A 17,483-nucleotide genomic window follows, 5' to 3' on the forward strand; every position below is an offset into this window, starting at 1 on the left:
CGTCACCAGCGACTGATGCACGTTGCGCGGCCTGAAGAAGGTCAACGAAGCGTTACAAAGCCAGACACTGCGCATAGACTTGAGCCGGGTTTGTTTTCCTGGGGCAAGTCCACCAATTCGGGAGAAGTTTCATGAAGCTAGTCACCGCCATTATCAAGCCGTTCAAATTAGACGACGTACGCGAGTCGCTGTCTGAAATCGGCGTGCAGGGCATTACCGTTACTGAGGTCAAAGGCTTCGGCCGGCAGAAAGGCCACACCGAGCTGTATCGCGGTGCGGAGTACGTGGTCGACTTTCTGCCAAAGGTGAAGATTGATGTCGCTATCGACGACAAAGATCTTGACCGGGTTATCGAGGCGATAACCAAGGCTGCCAACACCGGCAAGATTGGTGATGGCAAGATTTTTGTAGTCAATCTGGAACAGGCTATTCGCATCCGTACCGGCGAAACCGATACCGACGCAATCTAAGCCGCCAAACCCCAACGCCCCAGGAGAAAACACTATGACTCTGCGTAAAATCGCAGGGCTGGGAGCCCTGTTGTCCGCTGTATTGCCTGGCCTGGCCATGGCGGCGGATGAAGTGGCTGCTCCAGTCCTCAACTCCGGCGATACCGCCTGGATGCTGACTGCAACGGCTTTGGTGCTGTTTATGACCATTCCCGGCCTGGCGCTGTTTTACGGCGGCATGGTGCGCTCCAAAAACCTTCTTTCTGTGATGATGCAGTGCTTCGCCATTACCGGTCTTATCAGCATCCTGTGGGTCATTTATGGCTACAGCATCGCGTTCGACGCTACGGGCATGGAAGCAGGCGTCACTAACTTCAACTCGTTTATCGGCGGCTTCGGCAAGGTGTTCCTCGCGGGCATCACCCCCGAGAGCATCACAGGTCCTGCGGCGTTGTTCCCGGAAGCGGTGTTCGTCACCTTCCAGATGACCTTTGCCATCATCACCCCGGCCCTGATCGTCGGTGCGTTCGCAGAGCGCATGAAGTTCTCGGCCATGCTGATTTTCATGGGCGTGTGGTTCACCCTGGTGTATGCGCCAATCGCCCACATGGTCTGGGGCGGCCCGGGCAGCTTGCTGGGTGACTGGGGCGTGCTGGACTTCGCGGGCGGCACCGTGGTGCACATCAACGCCGGTATTGCAGGCCTGGTCGCGTGCATCGTGCTGGGCAAGCGTAAAGGCTACCCAACCACGCCAATGGCACCGCATAACCTGGGTTACACCCTGGTCGGCGCAGCCATGCTGTGGATCGGCTGGTTCGGCTTCAACGCAGGCTCGGCAGCTGCCGCCAACGGCACCGCCGGTATGGCGATGCTGGTAACGCAAATCGCCACCGCCACCGCCGCACTGGGCTGGATGTTCGCCGAGTGGATTACCCACGGCAAGCCAAGCGCACTGGGCATCGCCTCGGGCGTGGTGGCCGGTCTGGTTGCAATCACCCCGGCTGCAGGCACCGTCGGCCCAATGGGCTCGATCGTGATCGGTCTGGCGGCAGGCGTGATCTGCTTCTTCTGCGCCACCAGCCTCAAGCGCAAGCTGGGCTATGACGACTCGCTGGACGCATTCGGCGTACACGGTATCGGCGGTATCGTCGGCGCCATCCTCACCGGCGTGTTTGCAGCGCCAGCACTGGGCGGCTTCGGCACCGTGACGGACATCGGCACACAAGTGTGGATCCAGTTCAAAGGTGTTGCCTTCACTGTGATCTACACCGCGGTGGTGACGTACGTCATCCTCAAAGTGCTGGATGCCGTGATGGGCCTGCGGGTTAACGAAGAAGAAGAGGCTGTTGGCCTCGACCTGGCACAGCACAACGAGCGTGGTTACAACCTGTAATCCGCCCTTTAAAAAAATACCCGGCTTGCCGGGTATTTTTTTACCTGAAATCTGGCGCTATTCGCTGCGATGAAATGATTTTTCTGATCACTTTAGGCTCAGATCAGTTCTACGCTTGTTTGTAGGAAGAAGGCTTACGTGACAACTCGACTATTAGCCGCTTTGCTTTTTTATTCAGCACGCTAGAATGCGCGCCAAGGGGCGAAAAACAGCCCCTGGCAGGACGAAGGCGAGGATAAGCACCCGACGCTTTCAAGGCCCGCAGCTTGGGCTACGGGCAACGTGTTTACCTGAACGAGCAGCGCGAGATCGCGAAACTCGATAAGTTCTCGTCACCTTTACGGATGAAGAGGCTTGAGCCTCGGTTTGCCCAAGGCTACTTTTTCACCAGCGGCAGTCGACACTGGGTGCAGCTGGTCTATAACTAATCTGCTTTACGCAAGTCATGGGGTAGAACATGAGCGACGATGATCTGGAAAATGATGACCTCGAAGTAGGTGACGATGACGAGGCCGAAGACGGTCTGGAAGCGGCAGCCGAAGACGTTGCAGACGACGACGGTGGCGATGATGCGCCGGCCCCTGCGGCCAAAGGCAAATCCAAGGCTGCGGTGTCGGTTGACGACCTGCCCAGCATTGAAGCCAAAAACAAAGAGCGTGATGCTCTGGCTCGCGCCATGGAAGAGTTCCTCTCCCGTGGTGGCAAAGTGCAGGAAGTCGAGGCGAACGTGGTGGCAGACCCACCCAAAAAGCCTGACAACAAGTACGGCAGCCGCCCTATCTAAGGGCAGCTCCATTGCTTGAAGAAAAAACCCGCCGTCGCTGCGGGTTTTTTTGTGGGTGACGGCTGAGCGCCGAGCCCCATAGGCGGCCGCTGCGCAGCCGGACGTAGCCTCGCAAGGCTCGTCAACTGCTACGAGAGGGGGGGGTGTGTAGGAGCGAGCTTGTCTCGCGATCTTTTCGCAAAGCGTTTAGCGCAGGTGCTTAAGCACCGCTGGCAGTTCGCTCAAGCAGCCCACTTCGGCATCCGGGGCTTTGTCGCCTTCCCAGTGTTTGCCGCCAGGGTTGAACCAGATGGCGCGCAAGCCCGCCTGCTGGGCACCGGCAATGTCATCACCGGGGTGATCGCCCACGTGCACGGTCGCCGCAGGCGAAATATCCCCGCCGCGACGCAGCGCCTCGTGAAACAACCGCGCATCCGGCTTGGCAATGCCAATGTCTTCGGCGCACAACACAAACTTGAAGTGATGCCCCAGGCCAATGCGGCGCACGTCGGCATTGCCATTGGTCACGACGCCCAAGGCGTAGTCAGAGGCCAGCGCTATCAGCGTAGGCTCAGCTTGAGGAAACACTTCTAGCGCATGGCGCGCCTCAATGAACACCTCAAACGCTTGCTCTGCCATCGCCGCAGCATCCGCATAACCCGCACCCTGCAAGGCGTGGAACAACACCCGCCGCCGCAACGCGCTGATGCGATGCTTGAGCTGCGGCTCGTCGACCAGAACTCGCTGGCGCAACGCCTGATAACCCGCAACATCCAGCGCGCCCAATTTTGGTGCGTTAGTGGCCAGCCAGGTCTGCAGCACGGTTTCGGCACTGGCAATCACCGGCGCGGTGTCCCACAGGGTGTCGTCGAGGTCGAAGGTAATCAGCTCAATGGTCATTCACTGCCCTTACTGCGTTTGGCCCGTGGGTGGGCGCTGTCGTAAACCGATGCCAAGTGCTGGAAATCCAGATGGGTATAGATCTGCGTGGTTTTAATGTCCGCATGCCCGAGCAGTTCCTGCACCGCACGTAAATCCTGAGACGATTCCAGCAAATGGCTGGCAAATGAATGACGCAGCATGTGCGGGTGCAGGTTCTGCCCCAGCTCGCGCTCGCCTGCGGCTTTAACCCGCAACTGGATGGCCCGCGGGCCAAGCCGGGTGCCGCGCTGGCTGACGAACACCGCGTCGTCTTGCGGGTTGGCCAGGCTGCGCAAAGGCAGCCACGCCAGCAGCGCTTCCCGGGCCTTTTTGCCGACCGGCAGCACGCGTGTCTTGCTGCCTTTACCGAGCACTTCTACCAGGCCGTCTGCCAGGTCGAGCTGGTCCAGGTTAAGCCCGGTCAGCTCCGACAAGCGCAGCCCGGACGAGTAGAACAGCTCAAGAATGGCTTGGTCACGCAACGCCAAAAAGTCGTCCTCGACAGCGCCTTCGAGCAGTTGCAGGGCCCGGTCAGTGTCGAGGGTTTTCGGCAGGCGGCGCTCGCCCTTGGGCGGCGACAGGCCGTTCGCCGGGTCGTGATCACACAGCCCTTCGCGGTTGAGGTAGTGATACAGCCCGCGCACCGCCGACAGCAGCCGCGAGATACTGCGCGAAGACTGGCCTTGCTGATGCAGGCGCGCCACCAGTTGGCGCAAGCGCTGGATATCCAGGGCAGGCCAATCGGGGATGGATTCTTTAACGCAAAAGGCCAGCACCTTGTTCAGGTCGCGGCGATAGGCTTCCAGCGTGTGGGGAGACACTTGGCGCTCACTGCGCAGGTGCGTGCAGTAAGCGTCCAGTTGCCGTTCCACCGCTAGCGGACCGAGCGCAGGGCGCTGGTGAAGCGCGGCAAAACCCGACCCAGCACTTCGGCGATATGCCCCAGAAACAGCATGCCCACCGAGCTTTTATAGTGCTGCGGGTCGCGGCTGCCCACGGCCAATACGCCATGCAAGCCCAGATGATTGAGCGCAACCACCGCCGTCGAACCGATTTGCTTGCGCTGTTCTTCGCCGAACAAAAAGTCCAGCTCATGCTCACGCAGGCTACCGCTGACCGCTTTACCCTCGGCCAGCAAACCGCCCAGGGCCCGTTGTGCATCGGCGCTGTTGACCCAGCGCCCGACCGGCATCGGGTTGTCGCCGAACAGCACCAGGCTGACAAACGGCACCTGGAAATCCTGGCGCAAGCTGTCTTCGACGGCCATCACCAGTTCTTCAAGGCTGGTGGCGTCCATCAGGGCGAGGTTGAGGCGACGGGTTTTTTCGAACAAACGATCGTTGTCGCGGGCCACGTCCATCAGTTGCGATAAACGATGGCGCATCTCGATGTTGCGACCGCGCAACAGTTCCAACTGGCGCTCAACCAGCGAAATGGTGTCGCCACGCTGGTGCGGGATCCGCAATGCCAGCAGCAACTCGTCGCGCTGATTGAAGAAGTCCGGATGAGCCTCCAGATAGGCCGCAACCGTCGCAGCCTCCAGAGCGTCAGCAGGCAGTTCAAGGTCGGAAGGCTGTGGCTGGTCGGTCATCAGATGCGCTCGCTCATAAACGGACTTGTCCTTCGTACACACGCATCGCCGGGCCGGTCATGATCACGGACTGGCCTGGGCCACCCCATTCAATGGACAAGCGACCTCCGGGCAAATCGAGGGTCACCGGTGAGTCCATCCAGCCCTGGCTGATTGCCGCCACTGCAGCCGCACAGGCGCCGGTACCGCAGGCCTGGGTTTCCCCGGCACCACGCTCCCACACCCGCAGTTGCCCGCGCTGACGATCAATCACGTGCAAAAAGCCCACGTTAACCCGCGCCGGAAAGCGCGGATGGTGTTCAATTTTTGGCCCCAGCTCATGCACCGGCGCGGCGTTGATGTCGTCAACGCGCAACACCGCATGGGGGTTGCCCATCGACACGGCAGCCAACTGCACCGGCTGCCCGTCGACATCCACCTCATAGCTCAACGCCTGGGCATCGGCCACAAACGGGATCTCGTGCGGAACCAGGCGCGGCGGGCCCATATCGACGCTGATCTGCCCATCGCTGCGCACGTTCAGTTCGATGATGCCGCTTTTGGTTTCGACCTTGATCTGACGCTTGGTGGTCAACCGCTTGTCGAGCACAAACCGGGCGAAACAACGGGCACCGTTGCCGCACTGTTCAACTTCAGAACCGTCGGAGTTGAAGATCCGGTAACGGAAATCCACCTCCGGGTTGCTCGGTGCCTCAACGATCAATAATTGATCAAAGCCGACACCCGTGTGCCGATCACCCCATTGTTTGGCGTGCTTGGGCAAAATGTGCGCGTGCTGGCTGACCAGGTCAAGGACCATGAAGTCATTGCCCAGGCCGTGCATTTTGGTAAAACGCAGCAACATGGGCTCACTCCGGCAGAAGGCTTTCGCCGGCATACAGCTCAGCAACGGTCTCGCGACGGCGCACTTCAAACGCTTGGTCGCCATCCACCAGAATTTCGGCGGCGCGGCCACGGGTGTTGTAGTTCGAGCTCATGACAAACCCGTAGGCACCTGCCGAATGCACGGCCAGCAAATCACCTTCGGCCAGCGCCAACTGGCGGTCTTTGGCCAGGAAGTCACCGGTTTCGCAGATCGGGCCGACGATGTCGTAAGGGCGGGCTTCGGTGTCACGCGGGCGTACCGCGGTCACGTCCATCCAGGCCTGGTACAACGCCGGACGAATCAGGTCGTTCATGGCCGCGTCGACAATGGCGAAGTCTTTGTGCTCGGTGTGCTTGAGGTACTCGACCTGGGTCAGCAACACGCCCGCATTGGCCACAATGAAACGGCCCGGCTCGAACACCAGTGCCAGATCACGGCCTTCAATGCGCGAACGCACGGCTTTGATGTAGTCAGCAGCCAAGGGCGGCTCTTCATCGCGATAACGCACGCCCAAGCCGCCACCGAGGTCGATGTGGCGCAGGTAAATGCCGCAATCGCTCAGGCGATCGATCAGCCCCAGCAGGCGATCAAGCGCATCGATAAACGGTTCGAGGGTGGTCAGTTGTGAGCCGATATGGCAATCGACGCCCACCACTTCGAGGTTAGGCAGTTGCGCGGCGCGGATGTACACGTCTTCGGCGTCGGCGATGGCGATGCCGAACTTGTTTTCTTTAAGGCCGGTGGAGATGTACGGGTGGGTGCCCGCGTCTACGTCCGGGTTGACCCGCAGCGAGATCGGCGCACGAACGCCCAACTCGGCGGCCACCACTTGCAGGCGCTCCAGCTCGTCAGTGGACTCGACGTTAAAGCAGTGCACGCCAACTTCCAGCGCACGACGCATGTCGTCGCGGGTCTTGCCGACGCCCGAAAACACGATTTTGTCTGCCGAGCCGCCAGCGGCCAACACACGCTCCAGTTCACCGCGCGACACAATGTCAAAACCAGCGCCCAAACGCGCCAGAACATTGAGCACACCCAGGTTGGAGTTGGCCTTGACTGCAAAGCACACCAAATGCGGCATGCCTTCCAGGGCATGGGCATACGCGTTGTATTGCGCCTCGATGTGCGCCCGGGAATAGACGTAGGTCGGGGTGCCGAAGCGTTCGGCGATAGCCGTCAGCGCAACACCTTCGGCGAACAGCTCGCCGTCCCGGTAATTAAAAGCGTCCATGGTGTTCCCTTATTGATGCTTGTGCGCTTGAGATTGCGACGATTTGGCTTGGTCATCCGGGTTTTTGCTGTCATCGGGCAGATACAGCGGTCCTTTTTGACCACAGGCAGAAACAAGGCAAGCAACCGCGACAAGCGCAGCAAACGAAGAGATCAGGCGCTTCATGGCGAAATCCTTTGAAAAGCATTAATTGCGACCGAGTATACCGACCACCCACCAGCTTGCCTATGCAGCAGACGGCTCGCGCGGGGGGCACCTGTCCGGATAATCAGGTGTGCTATTGCGGCGGGTTGTCTTAGGGTTTGCAATCGGTCTGGAGCGCCCGTATCTTGCGAGCTCCGAGCATGACTAGACACTACGAGGTTCCACCATGAGTTTGACTGAAGCCCGTTTTCACGATCTGGTCGATGCAACCCAGGAAAACCTGGAAGACGTTTTCGACGACAGTGATCTGGATGTTGATATTGAGAACTCGGCCGGCGTTTTAACGGTCAAGTTTGAAAATGGCACCCAATTGATTTTCAGCCGACAGGAGCCGCTTCGCCAGCTCTGGCTCGCCGCACGCAGCGGTGGTTTCCATTTCGAATACGACGAAGATAACTCGCGCTGGGTACACGACAGTACCGATGAGCTACTGAGTGAAATGGTGGCTCGCCTGACACTGGAACAAGCGGGCGCCGAGCTGGAATTTGAAGAGATCTGATTGTGACTGCGCCTGCTAAACCCGCAAAACCGCTCTACAGCAACGTCAGCCCGGCCGTGCCGTCCCCTTGTATCAGCACGTGCCGGCTGGATGAACACAAGGTCTGCCTGGGCTGTTTTCGCCACGTCGAAGACATTCGCGAATGGCGCTCGGCAGATGATGCACGCCGCCGGGTCATTTGCGAGCAGGCCCGCGAGCGCAGAGGCTGACCGTTGTAGGAGCAGCCGGTCGACGCTCGATTGCCTCGCGATCTTTCAAAAGATCAAAAGATCGCGAGGCAAGCTCGCTCCTACAGGCAACCTTGTGTATTTATTTTGCTGTGGTAGTGTCCAAGTTCGCCTCGTCGACACGAGGCTGGTCAAAACCCCGCCATGTCCTGGCGGGGTTTTGCTTTTCCGTGCAGAAAAAAGGAGTCTGCCAGGTCATGAGTACTTCACCCGCCATCACCCTCACACGCCTGGACGTACAACGTCTGGAGAAGCTGATCGACAGTCTGGATGACACGTTACCCGGTGTTGTTGCGCTGCAGGCCGAGCTGGATCGTGCCGAAAACGTCGTCGGCCACGAAGAAGTGCCGGCCAACGTCGTGACCATGAATTCGCGCGTGCATTGCCGTGAAGAAAGCAGCGGCAAAGATTATGACCTGACGCTGGTCTACCCAAAAGATGCCAACGCAGACGAAGGTAAAATTTCGATTTTGGCACCGGTCGGCAGCGCGTTGCTGGGCTTGCAAACGGGTCAGCACATCAACTGGCCGGCACCCGGCGGCAAGACCCTCAAACTTGAATTGCTTGAAGTTAAATATCAGCCAGAAGCCGCAGGCGATTTCGAGCTTTAAACTGCCCCGATACACCAGATCCGTGGTAGCGCTCGGTGTTGCAGCGCTGCCCAAACGCCCTAGACCGTTATAACGGGCAACCTGATCGGGTATTCATGCCGAGCCAGCTGGCTCAAAAAACGGTAGCTGTCATTAAACTCACGCGACAGCGCCAGGCGCTCACGGCTGTCCGGCCCGGTCTTCCATTTCGAACGGTTGTCCAGCTGCGCCAACTGCTGCTCATCCCAGCCCCATTCGTGGGTCAGGCGCTCCAGCAGGGCGCGCTGCCAAGGGGCACCCTGCGCCGGGGCATGGCCTGAGAGCTTGTGATTGACCTTGAGGTACAGGCTGCGGCGCACCAGCTCCAGGCGCTGAACATCGCCACGGGCCTGCAAGTAGCCCTCAATGCGCCGGTACACCATCACGTACGGATCCAGCTCATCGAGGTCCAATTGATGGGCGTACACGGCGCGCTTATAGCCCAGGCTCAGGCAACTCACCCGAGGGTGCTCGCTGGCATACACCTCAATCAACAGCAGTTTGAGCACCGACTTGTAGGGCGACTCGATGCCCTTGAACAACTGCTTCAACCCGGCCCCTAAAAACTCGGCCGCCGGGATGTGCGCCAAATGCCCGAGGTCGATCACCTCATCCACCGGGATCAGGCGCTGGGCCTCAAGCGTCTGAATGAATTCGCCATAGCGGGCTTCTTCATATGCGGGCACCCACCACCACAACGGTGTGCGCCCGCCGAGCCAGATCGCCGTGCGATAAAACTCGTCGAGCAACAACGAATGTTGCGCGTTCACAAAGTCATCCACGTCGCACTGCAGAGCACGTTCGCCTTGGGCGAAACGCTGGGCATCGATCAGAAAAAAGTGCGCCTCACTGCCCTGGCCCGCGGCCCATGTTTCCAGGCGGCGGCATTTTTTGCGCAAGTTGGCCAACGCCTGGTCGTCCAAGCCCGGCGCATGGCAGAGCCACACGTCCATATCGCTCTGGTCGGTCTGCGCCAACGTGCCCAGGCTGCCCATTAAGTACAGGCCGTGAATGGCCTGGGGCTGGCCGGGCTGCGGGCGATAGATAAAGTCAGCGGCTAACGCCTGCGCCGCCGTCAGGGTTGGCGCATCCGGGGCATAACCCGAGACACCGGCCGGCGTGCAGTCCGAGACATAGCCGGGCAGCAGCGGGTCGTTCACATGAAACAACAGGGCCAACAGCTTCAGGATCGTTTGCTGAGCGGGCAACAGGCCTTCCATTGCGCGCTGCAGACGTCCTTTGTTGACCGCCAGAAACCGCTCACGCACCTGATGGAGAACCTGTCGATCGATTCCCTCACTCAGAGCGGGTCTTACTTCCAGGGGGCGCGTCATTGCACACTCAGACCGGCTCGCCAAACGAGAAAGAGGAGGGGAGGTGAGTTTACAGCCAGCAGCACAAAAGACTTAGGACGATTGTGTTTTTGACGTCAGATTTTTTACATATCTGAACATTAGACGGGAAACAGGGAATGCGCCCGCGGAATCAACAAAGGGGGAGATTCCGTGGGCAATGCGGGATGTCAGGCAATTTCTGCCAGTTTTTCGCCCAGCTTCGACTCTGAGGTAAGGATCAGCAGCAGCCCTTGGACATGCTCGGCAGCATCACGGCCCAGGCTGGTCAGGTAACCACCATCGGGTTGATTGATCAGGTCTTTGTCATACAAACGTTGTGCTGCCGCGATCCGTTGTGGATTGGCGGTCTGATGGATCTTCAGGCCCTCAAGCGTACTTTCCAGGTCAAACAGTGCAAGGACTTCCAGTTCGGCAACCAACTCAGGGGTAAACGACATAAAAACTCCAGACTATGCAGGAAAAGGCGACAACTGCTCTAAGGTGATCCCACTATCACCAACTGTCCAGTGACAGTTCCTACCTTATATAAGCAGCGTGTCGTGCCGGCCCCGCATTGATGCGCTTACGAGGCAATTGGAGTGTAGACCCTGCCCTCGATTACGCGCGCGAATAAAGCCTCCCTTCGGCTACCACGCTTTCAGTTATATAAACATTCTTAAATAGTATTTTTAAGAATAATCGCGCCTCACTACTATGACATCCACGCCAGCACCTCAGTCGGCAACCCATATTTCCAGGAGCACACCATGAGCGCATCTCTGCGTAGCGTTGACGGTCAGGACGAAGCCACCATTCTGCGGGAAATCCAGAGCGCGCTACGGGACCTGCGCTTTGGTGCCGTCGAAATCACCGTGCACAACGCACAAGTGGTTCAGATCGAACGCAAAGAAAAATTCCGGTTACAGAACCCGAGCCAGAAAAGTAATTGAGCCAAACGCACTCATTGGAGTGCGTTCATAACAACTAGAAACGCTTTGGAGCCTCACCTATGTCCCTACGCCGTTACGCTCTGGCCGCGCTGGCCAGTGCCATTTTTGCTGGCTCCGCTGTAGCCAAAGACTACGAATTGCTCAACGTTTCTTACGATCCAACCCGTGAGCTGTACCAGGATTACAACGCTGAGTTTGTTAATTTCTGGAAAGCCAGCCACCCGGGCGACAACGTCAAAATCCAGCAGTCTCACGGTGGTTCGGGCAAACAGGGCCGTGCCGTGGTTGATGGCTTGCGCGCCGACGTCGTGACCCTGGCATTGGCCGGTGACATCGATGAAATCTCCAAACTCAACAAAGGCTCGCTGCCAGCCGACTGGCAAACCCGCCTGCCGGACGCCAGCACCCCGTACACTTCGACCATCGTGTTCCTGGTGCGCAAGGGCAACCCTAAAGGCATCAAAGACTGGGGCGACCTGGTCAAGAAAGACGTCTCGGTGATTACCCCGAACCCTAAAACCAGCGGCGGCGCACGCTGGAACTTCCTCGCGGCCTACGCCTACGGCCTGAAAGCCAACGGCGGCGACGAAGCCAAAGCCAAAGCCTACGTGCAAGAGTTGTTCAAGCACGTACCGGTACTGGACACCGGCGCACGCGGCTCGACCATTACCTTCGTCAACAACGGTCAGGGTGACGTGTTGCTGGCGTGGGAAAACGAAGCGTTCCTGGCGCTGAAAGAAGACGGCGGTACAGACAAGTTCGACATCGTCGTACCTTCGCTGTCGATTCTGGCCGAGCCTCCGGTGGCCGTGGTCGACAAAAACGCCGAGAAAAAAGGCAACCTGGAGATCGCCAACGCGTACCTCAAACACCTGTACAGCCCGGCTGGCCAAGAGATCGCAGCCAAGAACTTCTACCGTCCGCGTGATGAAAAAGTAGCGGCCAAATACGCCGAGCAATTTCCGAAACTGGAGCTTGTCACTATCGACAAAGACTTCGGCGGCTGGAAAACTGCGCAGCCGAAATTTTTTAATGACGGTGGCGTGTTCGACCAGATCTACCAGGCGCAATAACCTGTGGGGCGGGGCATTAAGCCACGCTGAAAGCTAGAACATAGAGCCCGCGACCCCGTTGCGGGCTTCGTGCGTTAACCAAGGACTCTTATGTCTCGTCGTATTTCCCCCGTCATACCCGGCTTCGGGCTGACGCTGGGCTACACCTTGGTGTACCTCAGCCTCATCGTGCTTATACCGTTGGCTGCCATGTTTGTGCATGCCGCGCAACTCACCTGGGAGCAGTTTTGGGCCATCATCACCGCACCGCGGGTGTTGGCAGCGCTCAAGCTCAGTTTTGGCACCGCCTTTTTTGCTGCCTTGATCAACGGCGTAATCGGCACCGTTCTGGCCTGGGTGCTGGTGCGTTACACCTTCCCCGGGCGCAAGATCATCGATGCCATGATCGACCTGCCCTTTGCCCTGCCAACGGCGGTGGCCGGTATTGCACTGACCACGTTGTACGCGCCCCATGGCTGGATTGGCCAGTTCGCCTCGGACCTGGGCTTTAAAATCGCCTACACCCCGCTGGGCATTACCCTGGCCCTGACCTTTGTGACCCTGCCGTTTGTGGTGCGCACCGTGCAGCCGGTGCTGGCAGACATCCCGCGTGAAATCGAAGAAGCCGCCGCCTGCCTGGGCGCCAAGCCCCTGCAAGTGTTCCGCTACATCCTCATGCCGGCCCTGTTGCCCGCCTGGTTGACCGGTTTTGCGCTGGCCTTTGCCCGTGGCATCGGTGAATACGGCTCGGTCATTTTCATCGCCGGTAACATGCCGATGAAAACCGAGATCCTGCCGCTGCTGATCATGGTCAAGCTCGACCAGTACGACTACACCGGCGCCACCGCCATCGGCGTGATGATGCTGGTGGTTTCCTTCGTGTTGCTGCTGCTGATCAACTTGATCCAGCGCCGCATCGAAACCCCATCCTGAAGGAGGCCAGCGTATGTCCAGTTCGTCCATAAACGCGGCTTCCGCCGCCAACGCTGCACGCCGTGGCAGCCCGCTTTCACGCCGGCTGCTGATCGCACTTGGCTGGTTGTTCTTTATCGGCTTCTTGCTGTTGCCACTGCTGATCGTGGTGTCTCAGGGCCTGAAGCTGGGCTTCGGTGCGTTCTTCGATGCGATCCTTGAGCCTGACGCCTTGTCAGCCCTCAAGCTGACCATCATCGCCGTCGTCATTTCGGTACCGCTCAACGTGGTGTTTGGCGTGAGTGCGGCCTGGTGCGTGAGCAAATACAGCTTTCGCGGCAAAAGTATCCTGGTCACCCTGATCGACCTGCCGTTTTCGGTATCACCGGTGATCGCCGGTCTGGTCTACGTGTTGATGTTCGGCGCACAGGGTTTCTTCGGCGAGTGGCTGCAAGACCACGACATTCAGATCATCTTTGCGTTACCGGGCATCGTGCTGGCAACCATCTTTGTGACGGTGCCCTTCGTGGCCCGTGAGCTGATCCCGCTGATGCAAGAGCAGGGCACTCAGGAAGAAGAAGCCGCACGCTTGCTGGGCGCCAATGGCTGGCAGATGTTCTGGCACGTCACTGTGCCCAACATCAAATGGGGCCTGATCTACGGCGTTGTACTGTGTACGGCGCGGGCGATGGGCGAATTTGGCGCGGTGTCGGTGGTTTCCGGGCACATTCGCGGGGTGACCAACACCCTGCCGCTGCACGTCGAGATCCTCTACAACGAATACAACCACGTCGCCGCCTTCGCTGTGGCCACCCTGTTGCTGATCCTGGCGCTCTTCATCCTGCTGCTCAAGCAGTGGAGCGAATCCCGTATTAACCGCCTGCGCGCCAGCGCCGCGGAGGAATAAACCATGTCGATCGAAGTCCGTAACGTCAGCAAGAACTTCAACGCCTTCAAAGCGCTGGACAGCATCAATCTGGACATCCATAGCGGCGAGCTGGTGGCATTGCTGGGCCCGTCGGGCTGCGGCAAAACCACCCTGTTGCGCATCATCGCGGGGCTTGAAACCCCGGACCAGGGCAGCATCGTCTTCCACGGCGAAGACGTCTCGGGCCATGACGTGCGTGATCGCAACGTCGGTTTCGTGTTCCAGCATTACGCGCTGTTCCGCCACATGACGGTATTCGACAACGTGGCCTTCGGCCTGCGCATGAAGCCCAAGAGCGAGCGTCCGAACGAAACCCGCATCGCTGAAAAAGTCCACGAGCTGCTGAACATGGTGCAGCTGGACTGGCTCTCTGACCGCTACCCGGAGCAACTGTCGGGTGGTCAGCGCCAGCGTATCGCCCTGGCCCGCGCCCTGGCGGTAGAGCCTAAAGTGCTGCTGCTCGACGAACCGTTCGGCGCCCTCGACGCCAAGGTCCGTAAAGAACTGCGCCGCTGGCTTGCGCGCCTGCACGAAGATATCAACCTGACCTCGGTGTTCGTGACCCACGACCAGGAAGAAGCGATGGAAGTCGCAGACCGCATCGTGGTCATGAACAAAGGCGTGATCGAGCAAATCGGCTCACCGGGTGACGTCTACGAAAACCCGGCCAGCGACTTTGTTTATCACTTCCTGGGCGATTCCAACCGCCTGCATTTGGGCGAGGACAACCACGTCCTGTTCCGTCCGCACGAAGTGTCGTTGTCGCGTCACGAACTCGAAGACCACCACGCCGCCCAGGTACGCGACATCCGCCCGCTGGGTGCGACCACCCGGGTGACGTTGAAGGTTGAGGGTCAAAGCGAGCTGATCGAAGTAGAAGTGGTCAAAGACCATGACAGCCTGACCGAACTGGCCCGCGGCGAGACGTTGTTCTTTAAGCCGAAGGTGTGGCAGAAGGCCTAAAAACACCCTCACCAGAGGGTTGTAGTCGCTGATGAGGTACGAAGCTGCAATGTGGTTTGCATCGCAGCCTCATGCTTCGTCAGCGACTACAGGGTTATCGTAAGGCTTTAGGGCTTTTTCAGCTTCGGATTCGGAAAGAACTGCACCGCCTGAACGTTCGGGGTCGGTGGTTTTTTCAGTGCCGAGGTGTTGACCCGCGTGCCCAATTCCTTGGGCACCGACAGACCTTGTTCATTCAGCGTGTCGGAGTAGCCGCAGGCCACGCATTCGCGGTGCGGCACGTCGTTTTCGTTCCACATCATCAGCTTGTCAGGCTCGCTGCACGCCGGGCAGACAGCCCCGGCGATAAAGCGTTTTTTTGTCACGTTAACCGGTGCATCACTCATGCTGCCGCGTCCTCGGTCAGGCCGCTGTGGCGCAACAAGGCGTCAATCGACGGCTCACGGCCACGGAAGTCCTTGAACAGTTCCATTGGGGCCAGCGAGCCACCGCGCGCCAGAATGGCCTGGCGGAATGCCTTGCCGGTTTGCGGGTTGAACACGCCTTCCTCTTCAAAGCGCGAGAACGCGTCTGCCGACAGCACTTCAGCCCATTTGTAGCTGTAGTAACCGGCTGCGTAACCGCCTGCAAAGATGTGTGCGAAGCTGTTCGGGAAGCGGTTGTACGCCGGCGGGCGCATGACCGAGACCTCATCACGGATGCCGTCCAGCACTTGGGCAACGCTGCGGCCATCGCCGTGGGTGGCGTGCAGTTCGAAGTCAAACAGCGAGAACTCCAACTGACGCACCATCATCAGCCCGGACTGGAAGTTCTTGGCCGCGAGCATTTTATCCAGCAGATCTTTTGGCAGCGCTTCGCCGGTTTCATAGTGGCCGGAGATCAGCGCCAGGCCTTCCGGCTCCCAGCACCAGTTTTCCATGAACTGGCTTGGCAACTCGACTGCATCCCACGCCACGCCGTTGATGCCGGACACGCCTGCGTGTTCGATCTCGGTCAGCATGTGGTGCAGGCCATGACCGAATTCGTGAAACAGAGTAGTCACTTCGTCGTGGGTCAGCAGTGCAGGCTTGCCCGCAACGGCCGGGGTGAAGTTGCACACCAGGTTAGCCACCGGGCTTTGCAGCTCGCCGGCTGCGGTGCGGCGACGGTCACGGGCGCCGTCCATCCAGGCACCACCGCGCTTGTTGGCGCGGGCGTAGAGGTCAAAGAAGAAACGCCCGATGTGCTGGCCGTTTTCTTTGATTTCGAACAGGCGGACATCAGGATGCCAGGTATCGAAACCTTTGATTTCAGCAATGTCGATGCCGTACAGGCGATGCACGATGGCGAACAAGCCATCCAGCACTTTGTCGATCGGGAAGTAGGCGCGCAGGGCTTCTTGCGACACGCTGTAACGCTGCTCGCGCAGTTTTTCGCCGAAGAAACCGGTGTCCCAGCTTTTCAGCTCGGTGCAGCCTTGCTCGCTGGCATAGGCTTGCAGTTGCTCAAGGTCACGCGCCGCAAACGGCTTGGTGCGCTTGGCCAGGTCACGCAGGAAGGTCAGCACCTGATCCGGCGTTTCAGCCATTTTAGTGGCCAGGCTCAGCTCGGCAAAGCTGCCAAAACCCAGCAACTTGGCCAGTTCCTGACGCAGGTCGAGGATCTGCTCCATCACCGGGCCGTTATCAAACTGACCGGCATTCGGGCCTTGGTCCGACGCACGGGTGCAGTACGCGGCGTAAACTTCTTCGCGCAGGGCACGGTCTTCGGCGTAGGTCATGACCGGGTAGTAGCTTGGGAATTCGAGCGAAATCAACCAGCCATCCAGACCTTTAGCCTGTGCAGCCGCGGCCATTTGCGCCTTGGCCGATTCGGTCAGGCCTGCCAGCGCAGCTTCGTCAGTGATGTGCTTGGTCCAGGCCTGGGTCGCGTCCAGCAGCTGGTTGGAGAACTTGCTGCCCAGCTCAGACAGCTTGCTCTGCACTTCGGCGTAGCGCTTCTGCTCGGCTTCTGGCAGATCAATACCCGACAAGCGGAAATCGCGTAGCGAGTGTTCAAGAATGGTCTTTTGTGCCTGATCAAAGTCAGCCACTTGCGGGCTGTGGGCCAAGGCTTCGAAGGCCTGGAACAGCTCACGGTTCTGGCCCATCTCGGTGGAGTAGGCGCTCAATGCAGGCAAGCACGCCTCGTAAGCTTCACGCAGCTCAGTGCTGTTGCACACCGCGTTCAAGTGGCTGACCGGGCTCCAGGCGGCGCCCAGACGGTCGTTCAACTCATCCATCGCCAGCACCAGACCGGCCCACGTCGGGTTCTTGCCCTGATCGGCGAGGATCTTTTGAATGCCAGCACGGTTGTCCGCGAGGATCTGCTCGATGGCCGGCTGGACGTGCTCAGGACGGATCGCCGAAAACGGCGGCAGGTCGTAGGGCTGCAATAGAGGGTTTTTCTCGCTCACGTTTGGCACCTTGGCTAGAAGAAATTGAAGATCTGTTGAGGTTTCATTGCAAAAACTGAACCACTCACCTCGTTGTAATGAAACGTCAGCAGACCTTGGGCCATCTTAATTACAATCGACCGTTACCGCAGCCCTGTA

General features: G+C 59.0%; 20 protein-coding genes and 1 pseudogene. 11 read left to right on the forward strand and 10 right to left on the reverse strand.

Annotated features, from left to right (window positions below):
• Positions 1-131: 131 nt before the first annotated feature.
• The 3 genes from glnK to sutA all read left to right on the forward strand — a co-directional run bounded on the left by glnK (position 132) and on the right by sutA (position 2,626).
• Positions 132-470, forward strand: a complete 339-nt coding sequence (gene glnK / locus GHO32_RS18055) for a P-II family nitrogen regulator (protein WP_002555808.1) — start codon at positions 132-134, stop codon at positions 468-470.
• Positions 471-504: 34 nt separating this feature from the next.
• Positions 505-1,842, forward strand: coding sequence for an ammonium transporter (locus tag GHO32_RS18060; RefSeq protein ID WP_153335020.1), 1,338 nt, complete (start codon positions 505-507; stop codon positions 1,840-1,842).
• Positions 1,843-2,299: 457 nt separating this feature from the next.
• Positions 2,300-2,626: a transcriptional regulator SutA gene (sutA, locus tag GHO32_RS18065; protein ID WP_048387180.1), complete on the forward strand. Its 327-nt coding sequence runs from the start codon at positions 2,300-2,302 to the stop codon at positions 2,624-2,626.
• Positions 2,627-2,812: 186 nt separating this feature from the next.
• Here sutA and GHO32_RS18070 read toward each other — a convergent pair whose 3' ends face one another.
• From GHO32_RS18070 to GHO32_RS18095, 6 genes are read right to left on the reverse strand one after another with little or no spacing between them, the layout of a single operon-like run.
• A complete protein-coding gene (locus tag GHO32_RS18070; protein WP_153335021.1) occupies positions 2,813-3,505 on the reverse strand; it encodes an HAD family hydrolase in 693 nt (230 codons plus the stop codon).
• On the reverse strand, positions 3,502-4,398 hold the full coding sequence (xerC, locus tag GHO32_RS18075; protein ID WP_368668318.1) for a tyrosine recombinase XerC: 897 nt from the start codon (positions 4,396-4,398) through the stop codon (positions 3,502-3,504). Before xerC ends, GHO32_RS18070 begins: the two co-directional genes overlap by 4 nt.
• A gap of 2 nt (positions 4,399-4,400) precedes the next feature.
• Positions 4,401-5,117: a DUF484 family protein gene (locus tag GHO32_RS18080; RefSeq protein ID WP_153333503.1), complete on the reverse strand. Its 717-nt coding sequence runs from the start codon at positions 5,115-5,117 to the stop codon at positions 4,401-4,403.
• 13 nt (positions 5,118-5,130) lie between these two features.
• On the reverse strand, positions 5,131-5,961 hold the full coding sequence (dapF, locus tag GHO32_RS18085; protein WP_048372559.1) for a diaminopimelate epimerase: 831 nt from the start codon (positions 5,959-5,961) through the stop codon (positions 5,131-5,133).
• Positions 5,962-5,965: 4 nt separating this feature from the next.
• Positions 5,966-7,213: a diaminopimelate decarboxylase gene (gene lysA / locus GHO32_RS18090; protein WP_153335022.1), complete on the reverse strand. Its 1,248-nt coding sequence runs from the start codon at positions 7,211-7,213 to the stop codon at positions 5,966-5,968.
• A 9-nt stretch (positions 7,214-7,222) separates the two neighbouring features.
• Positions 7,223-7,378: a lipoprotein gene (locus GHO32_RS18095; protein WP_048372563.1), complete on the reverse strand. Its 156-nt coding sequence runs from the start codon at positions 7,376-7,378 to the stop codon at positions 7,223-7,225.
• A gap of 205 nt (positions 7,379-7,583) precedes the next feature.
• Between GHO32_RS18095 and cyaY the strand changes: the two genes are divergently transcribed.
• The 3 genes from cyaY (at position 7,584) to rnk (ending at position 8,754) form a co-directional block, all read left to right on the forward strand.
• On the forward strand, positions 7,584-7,916 hold the full coding sequence (cyaY, locus tag GHO32_RS18100; protein WP_123750652.1) for an iron donor protein CyaY: 333 nt from the start codon (positions 7,584-7,586) through the stop codon (positions 7,914-7,916).
• A gap of 2 nt (positions 7,917-7,918) precedes the next feature.
• Complete coding sequence (locus GHO32_RS18105; protein WP_123750651.1) at positions 7,919-8,125, forward strand: DUF1289 domain-containing protein; 207 nt, start codon at positions 7,919-7,921, stop codon at positions 8,123-8,125.
• Between the two features lie 215 nt (positions 8,126-8,340).
• The gene (rnk, locus tag GHO32_RS18110; protein WP_153335024.1) at positions 8,341-8,754 is read left to right on the forward strand and encodes a nucleoside diphosphate kinase regulator; all 414 of its coding nucleotides are present in this window, start codon (positions 8,341-8,343) and stop codon (positions 8,752-8,754) included.
• 77 nt (positions 8,755-8,831) lie between these two features.
• Here the strand turns inward: rnk and GHO32_RS18115 are convergent.
• Together GHO32_RS18115 and GHO32_RS18120 are read right to left on the reverse strand one after the other, a co-directional pair.
• Positions 8,832-10,106: pseudogene (locus GHO32_RS18115) on the reverse strand (class I adenylate cyclase); the annotation flags it as partial.
• 188 nt (positions 10,107-10,294) lie between these two features.
• Entirely contained in the window at positions 10,295-10,564 is a 270-nt protein-coding gene (locus GHO32_RS18120) for a TIGR02647 family protein (protein ID WP_153335026.1), read from the reverse strand.
• A gap of 309 nt (positions 10,565-10,873) precedes the next feature.
• On the opposite strand from GHO32_RS18120, the gene oscA reads away from it, so the two are divergent.
• From oscA to GHO32_RS18145, 5 genes are all read left to right on the forward strand, one after another.
• The gene (gene oscA / locus GHO32_RS18125; protein ID WP_048372573.1) at positions 10,874-11,056 is read left to right on the forward strand and encodes a sulfur starvation response protein OscA; all 183 of its coding nucleotides are present in this window, start codon (positions 10,874-10,876) and stop codon (positions 11,054-11,056) included.
• Positions 11,057-11,115: 59 nt separating this feature from the next.
• On the forward strand, positions 11,116-12,129 hold the full coding sequence (locus GHO32_RS18130; RefSeq protein WP_048387195.1) for a sulfate ABC transporter substrate-binding protein: 1,014 nt from the start codon (positions 11,116-11,118) through the stop codon (positions 12,127-12,129).
• Between the two features lie 90 nt (positions 12,130-12,219).
• Entirely contained in the window at positions 12,220-13,041 is an 822-nt protein-coding gene (gene cysT, locus GHO32_RS18135; protein ID WP_048372576.1) for a sulfate ABC transporter permease subunit CysT, read from the forward strand.
• A 13-nt stretch (positions 13,042-13,054) separates the two neighbouring features.
• The gene (gene cysW, locus GHO32_RS18140) at positions 13,055-13,927 is read left to right on the forward strand and encodes a sulfate ABC transporter permease subunit CysW (protein WP_123750649.1); all 873 of its coding nucleotides are present in this window, start codon (positions 13,055-13,057) and stop codon (positions 13,925-13,927) included.
• Between the two features lie 3 nt (positions 13,928-13,930).
• Positions 13,931-14,911, forward strand: a complete 981-nt coding sequence (locus GHO32_RS18145; protein WP_048387196.1) for a sulfate/molybdate ABC transporter ATP-binding protein — start codon at positions 13,931-13,933, stop codon at positions 14,909-14,911.
• A gap of 107 nt (positions 14,912-15,018) precedes the next feature.
• Here GHO32_RS18145 and GHO32_RS18150 read toward each other — a convergent pair whose 3' ends face one another.
• Both GHO32_RS18150 and prlC read right to left on the reverse strand, forming a co-directional pair.
• Entirely contained in the window at positions 15,019-15,297 is a 279-nt protein-coding gene (locus GHO32_RS18150; RefSeq protein WP_048372583.1) for a YheV family putative zinc ribbon protein, read from the reverse strand.
• Positions 15,294-17,345 (reverse strand): oligopeptidase A, encoded by a 2,052-nt coding sequence (prlC, locus tag GHO32_RS18155; RefSeq protein WP_368668317.1) that lies wholly within the window; start codon positions 17,343-17,345, stop codon positions 15,294-15,296. The genes GHO32_RS18150 and prlC overlap by 4 nt, the downstream gene beginning before the upstream one ends.
• Positions 17,346-17,483 lie beyond the last annotated feature (138 nt).

The sequence above is a fragment of the Pseudomonas sp. FSL R10-2189 genome (assembly GCF_009600325.1).
Lineage (GTDB): Bacteria > Pseudomonadota > Gammaproteobacteria > Pseudomonadales > Pseudomonadaceae > Aquipseudomonas > Aquipseudomonas helleri.

What these genes read in the sequence shown, in the direction of transcription:
- glnK (WP_002555808.1), top strand. Translation starts at nt 132, where the DNA reads ATGAAGCTAGTCACCGCCATTATCAAGCCGTTCAAATTAGACGACGTA.
- GHO32_RS18060 (WP_153335020.1), top strand. Translation starts at nt 505, where the DNA reads ATGACTCTGCGTAAAATCGCAGGGCTGGGAGCCCTGTTGTCCGCTGTA.
- sutA (WP_048387180.1), top strand. Translation starts at nt 2,300, where the DNA reads ATGAGCGACGATGATCTGGAAAATGATGACCTCGAAGTAGGTGACGAT.
- GHO32_RS18070 (WP_153335021.1), bottom strand. Translation starts at nt 3,505, where the DNA reads ATGACCATTGAGCTGATTACCTTCGACCTCGACGACACCCTGTGGGAC.
- GHO32_RS18080 (WP_153333503.1), bottom strand. Translation starts at nt 5,117, where the DNA reads ATGACCGACCAGCCACAGCCTTCCGACCTTGAACTGCCTGCTGACGCT.
- dapF (WP_048372559.1), bottom strand. Translation starts at nt 5,961, where the DNA reads ATGTTGCTGCGTTTTACCAAAATGCACGGCCTGGGCAATGACTTCATG.
- lysA (WP_153335022.1), bottom strand. Translation starts at nt 7,213, where the DNA reads ATGGACGCTTTTAATTACCGGGACGGCGAGCTGTTCGCCGAAGGTGTT.
- GHO32_RS18095 (WP_048372563.1), bottom strand. Translation starts at nt 7,378, where the DNA reads ATGAAGCGCCTGATCTCTTCGTTTGCTGCGCTTGTCGCGGTTGCTTGC.
- cyaY (WP_123750652.1), top strand. Translation starts at nt 7,584, where the DNA reads ATGAGTTTGACTGAAGCCCGTTTTCACGATCTGGTCGATGCAACCCAG.
- rnk (WP_153335024.1), top strand. Translation starts at nt 8,341, where the DNA reads ATGAGTACTTCACCCGCCATCACCCTCACACGCCTGGACGTACAACGT.
- GHO32_RS18120 (WP_153335026.1), bottom strand. Translation starts at nt 10,564, where the DNA reads ATGTCGTTTACCCCTGAGTTGGTTGCCGAACTGGAAGTCCTTGCACTG.
- oscA (WP_048372573.1), top strand. Translation starts at nt 10,874, where the DNA reads ATGAGCGCATCTCTGCGTAGCGTTGACGGTCAGGACGAAGCCACCATT.
- GHO32_RS18130 (WP_048387195.1), top strand. Translation starts at nt 11,116, where the DNA reads ATGTCCCTACGCCGTTACGCTCTGGCCGCGCTGGCCAGTGCCATTTTT.
- cysT (WP_048372576.1), top strand. Translation starts at nt 12,220, where the DNA reads ATGTCTCGTCGTATTTCCCCCGTCATACCCGGCTTCGGGCTGACGCTG.
- cysW (WP_123750649.1), top strand. Translation starts at nt 13,055, where the DNA reads ATGTCCAGTTCGTCCATAAACGCGGCTTCCGCCGCCAACGCTGCACGC.
- GHO32_RS18145 (WP_048387196.1), top strand. Translation starts at nt 13,931, where the DNA reads ATGTCGATCGAAGTCCGTAACGTCAGCAAGAACTTCAACGCCTTCAAA.
- GHO32_RS18150 (WP_048372583.1), bottom strand. Translation starts at nt 15,297, where the DNA reads ATGAGTGATGCACCGGTTAACGTGACAAAAAAACGCTTTATCGCCGGG.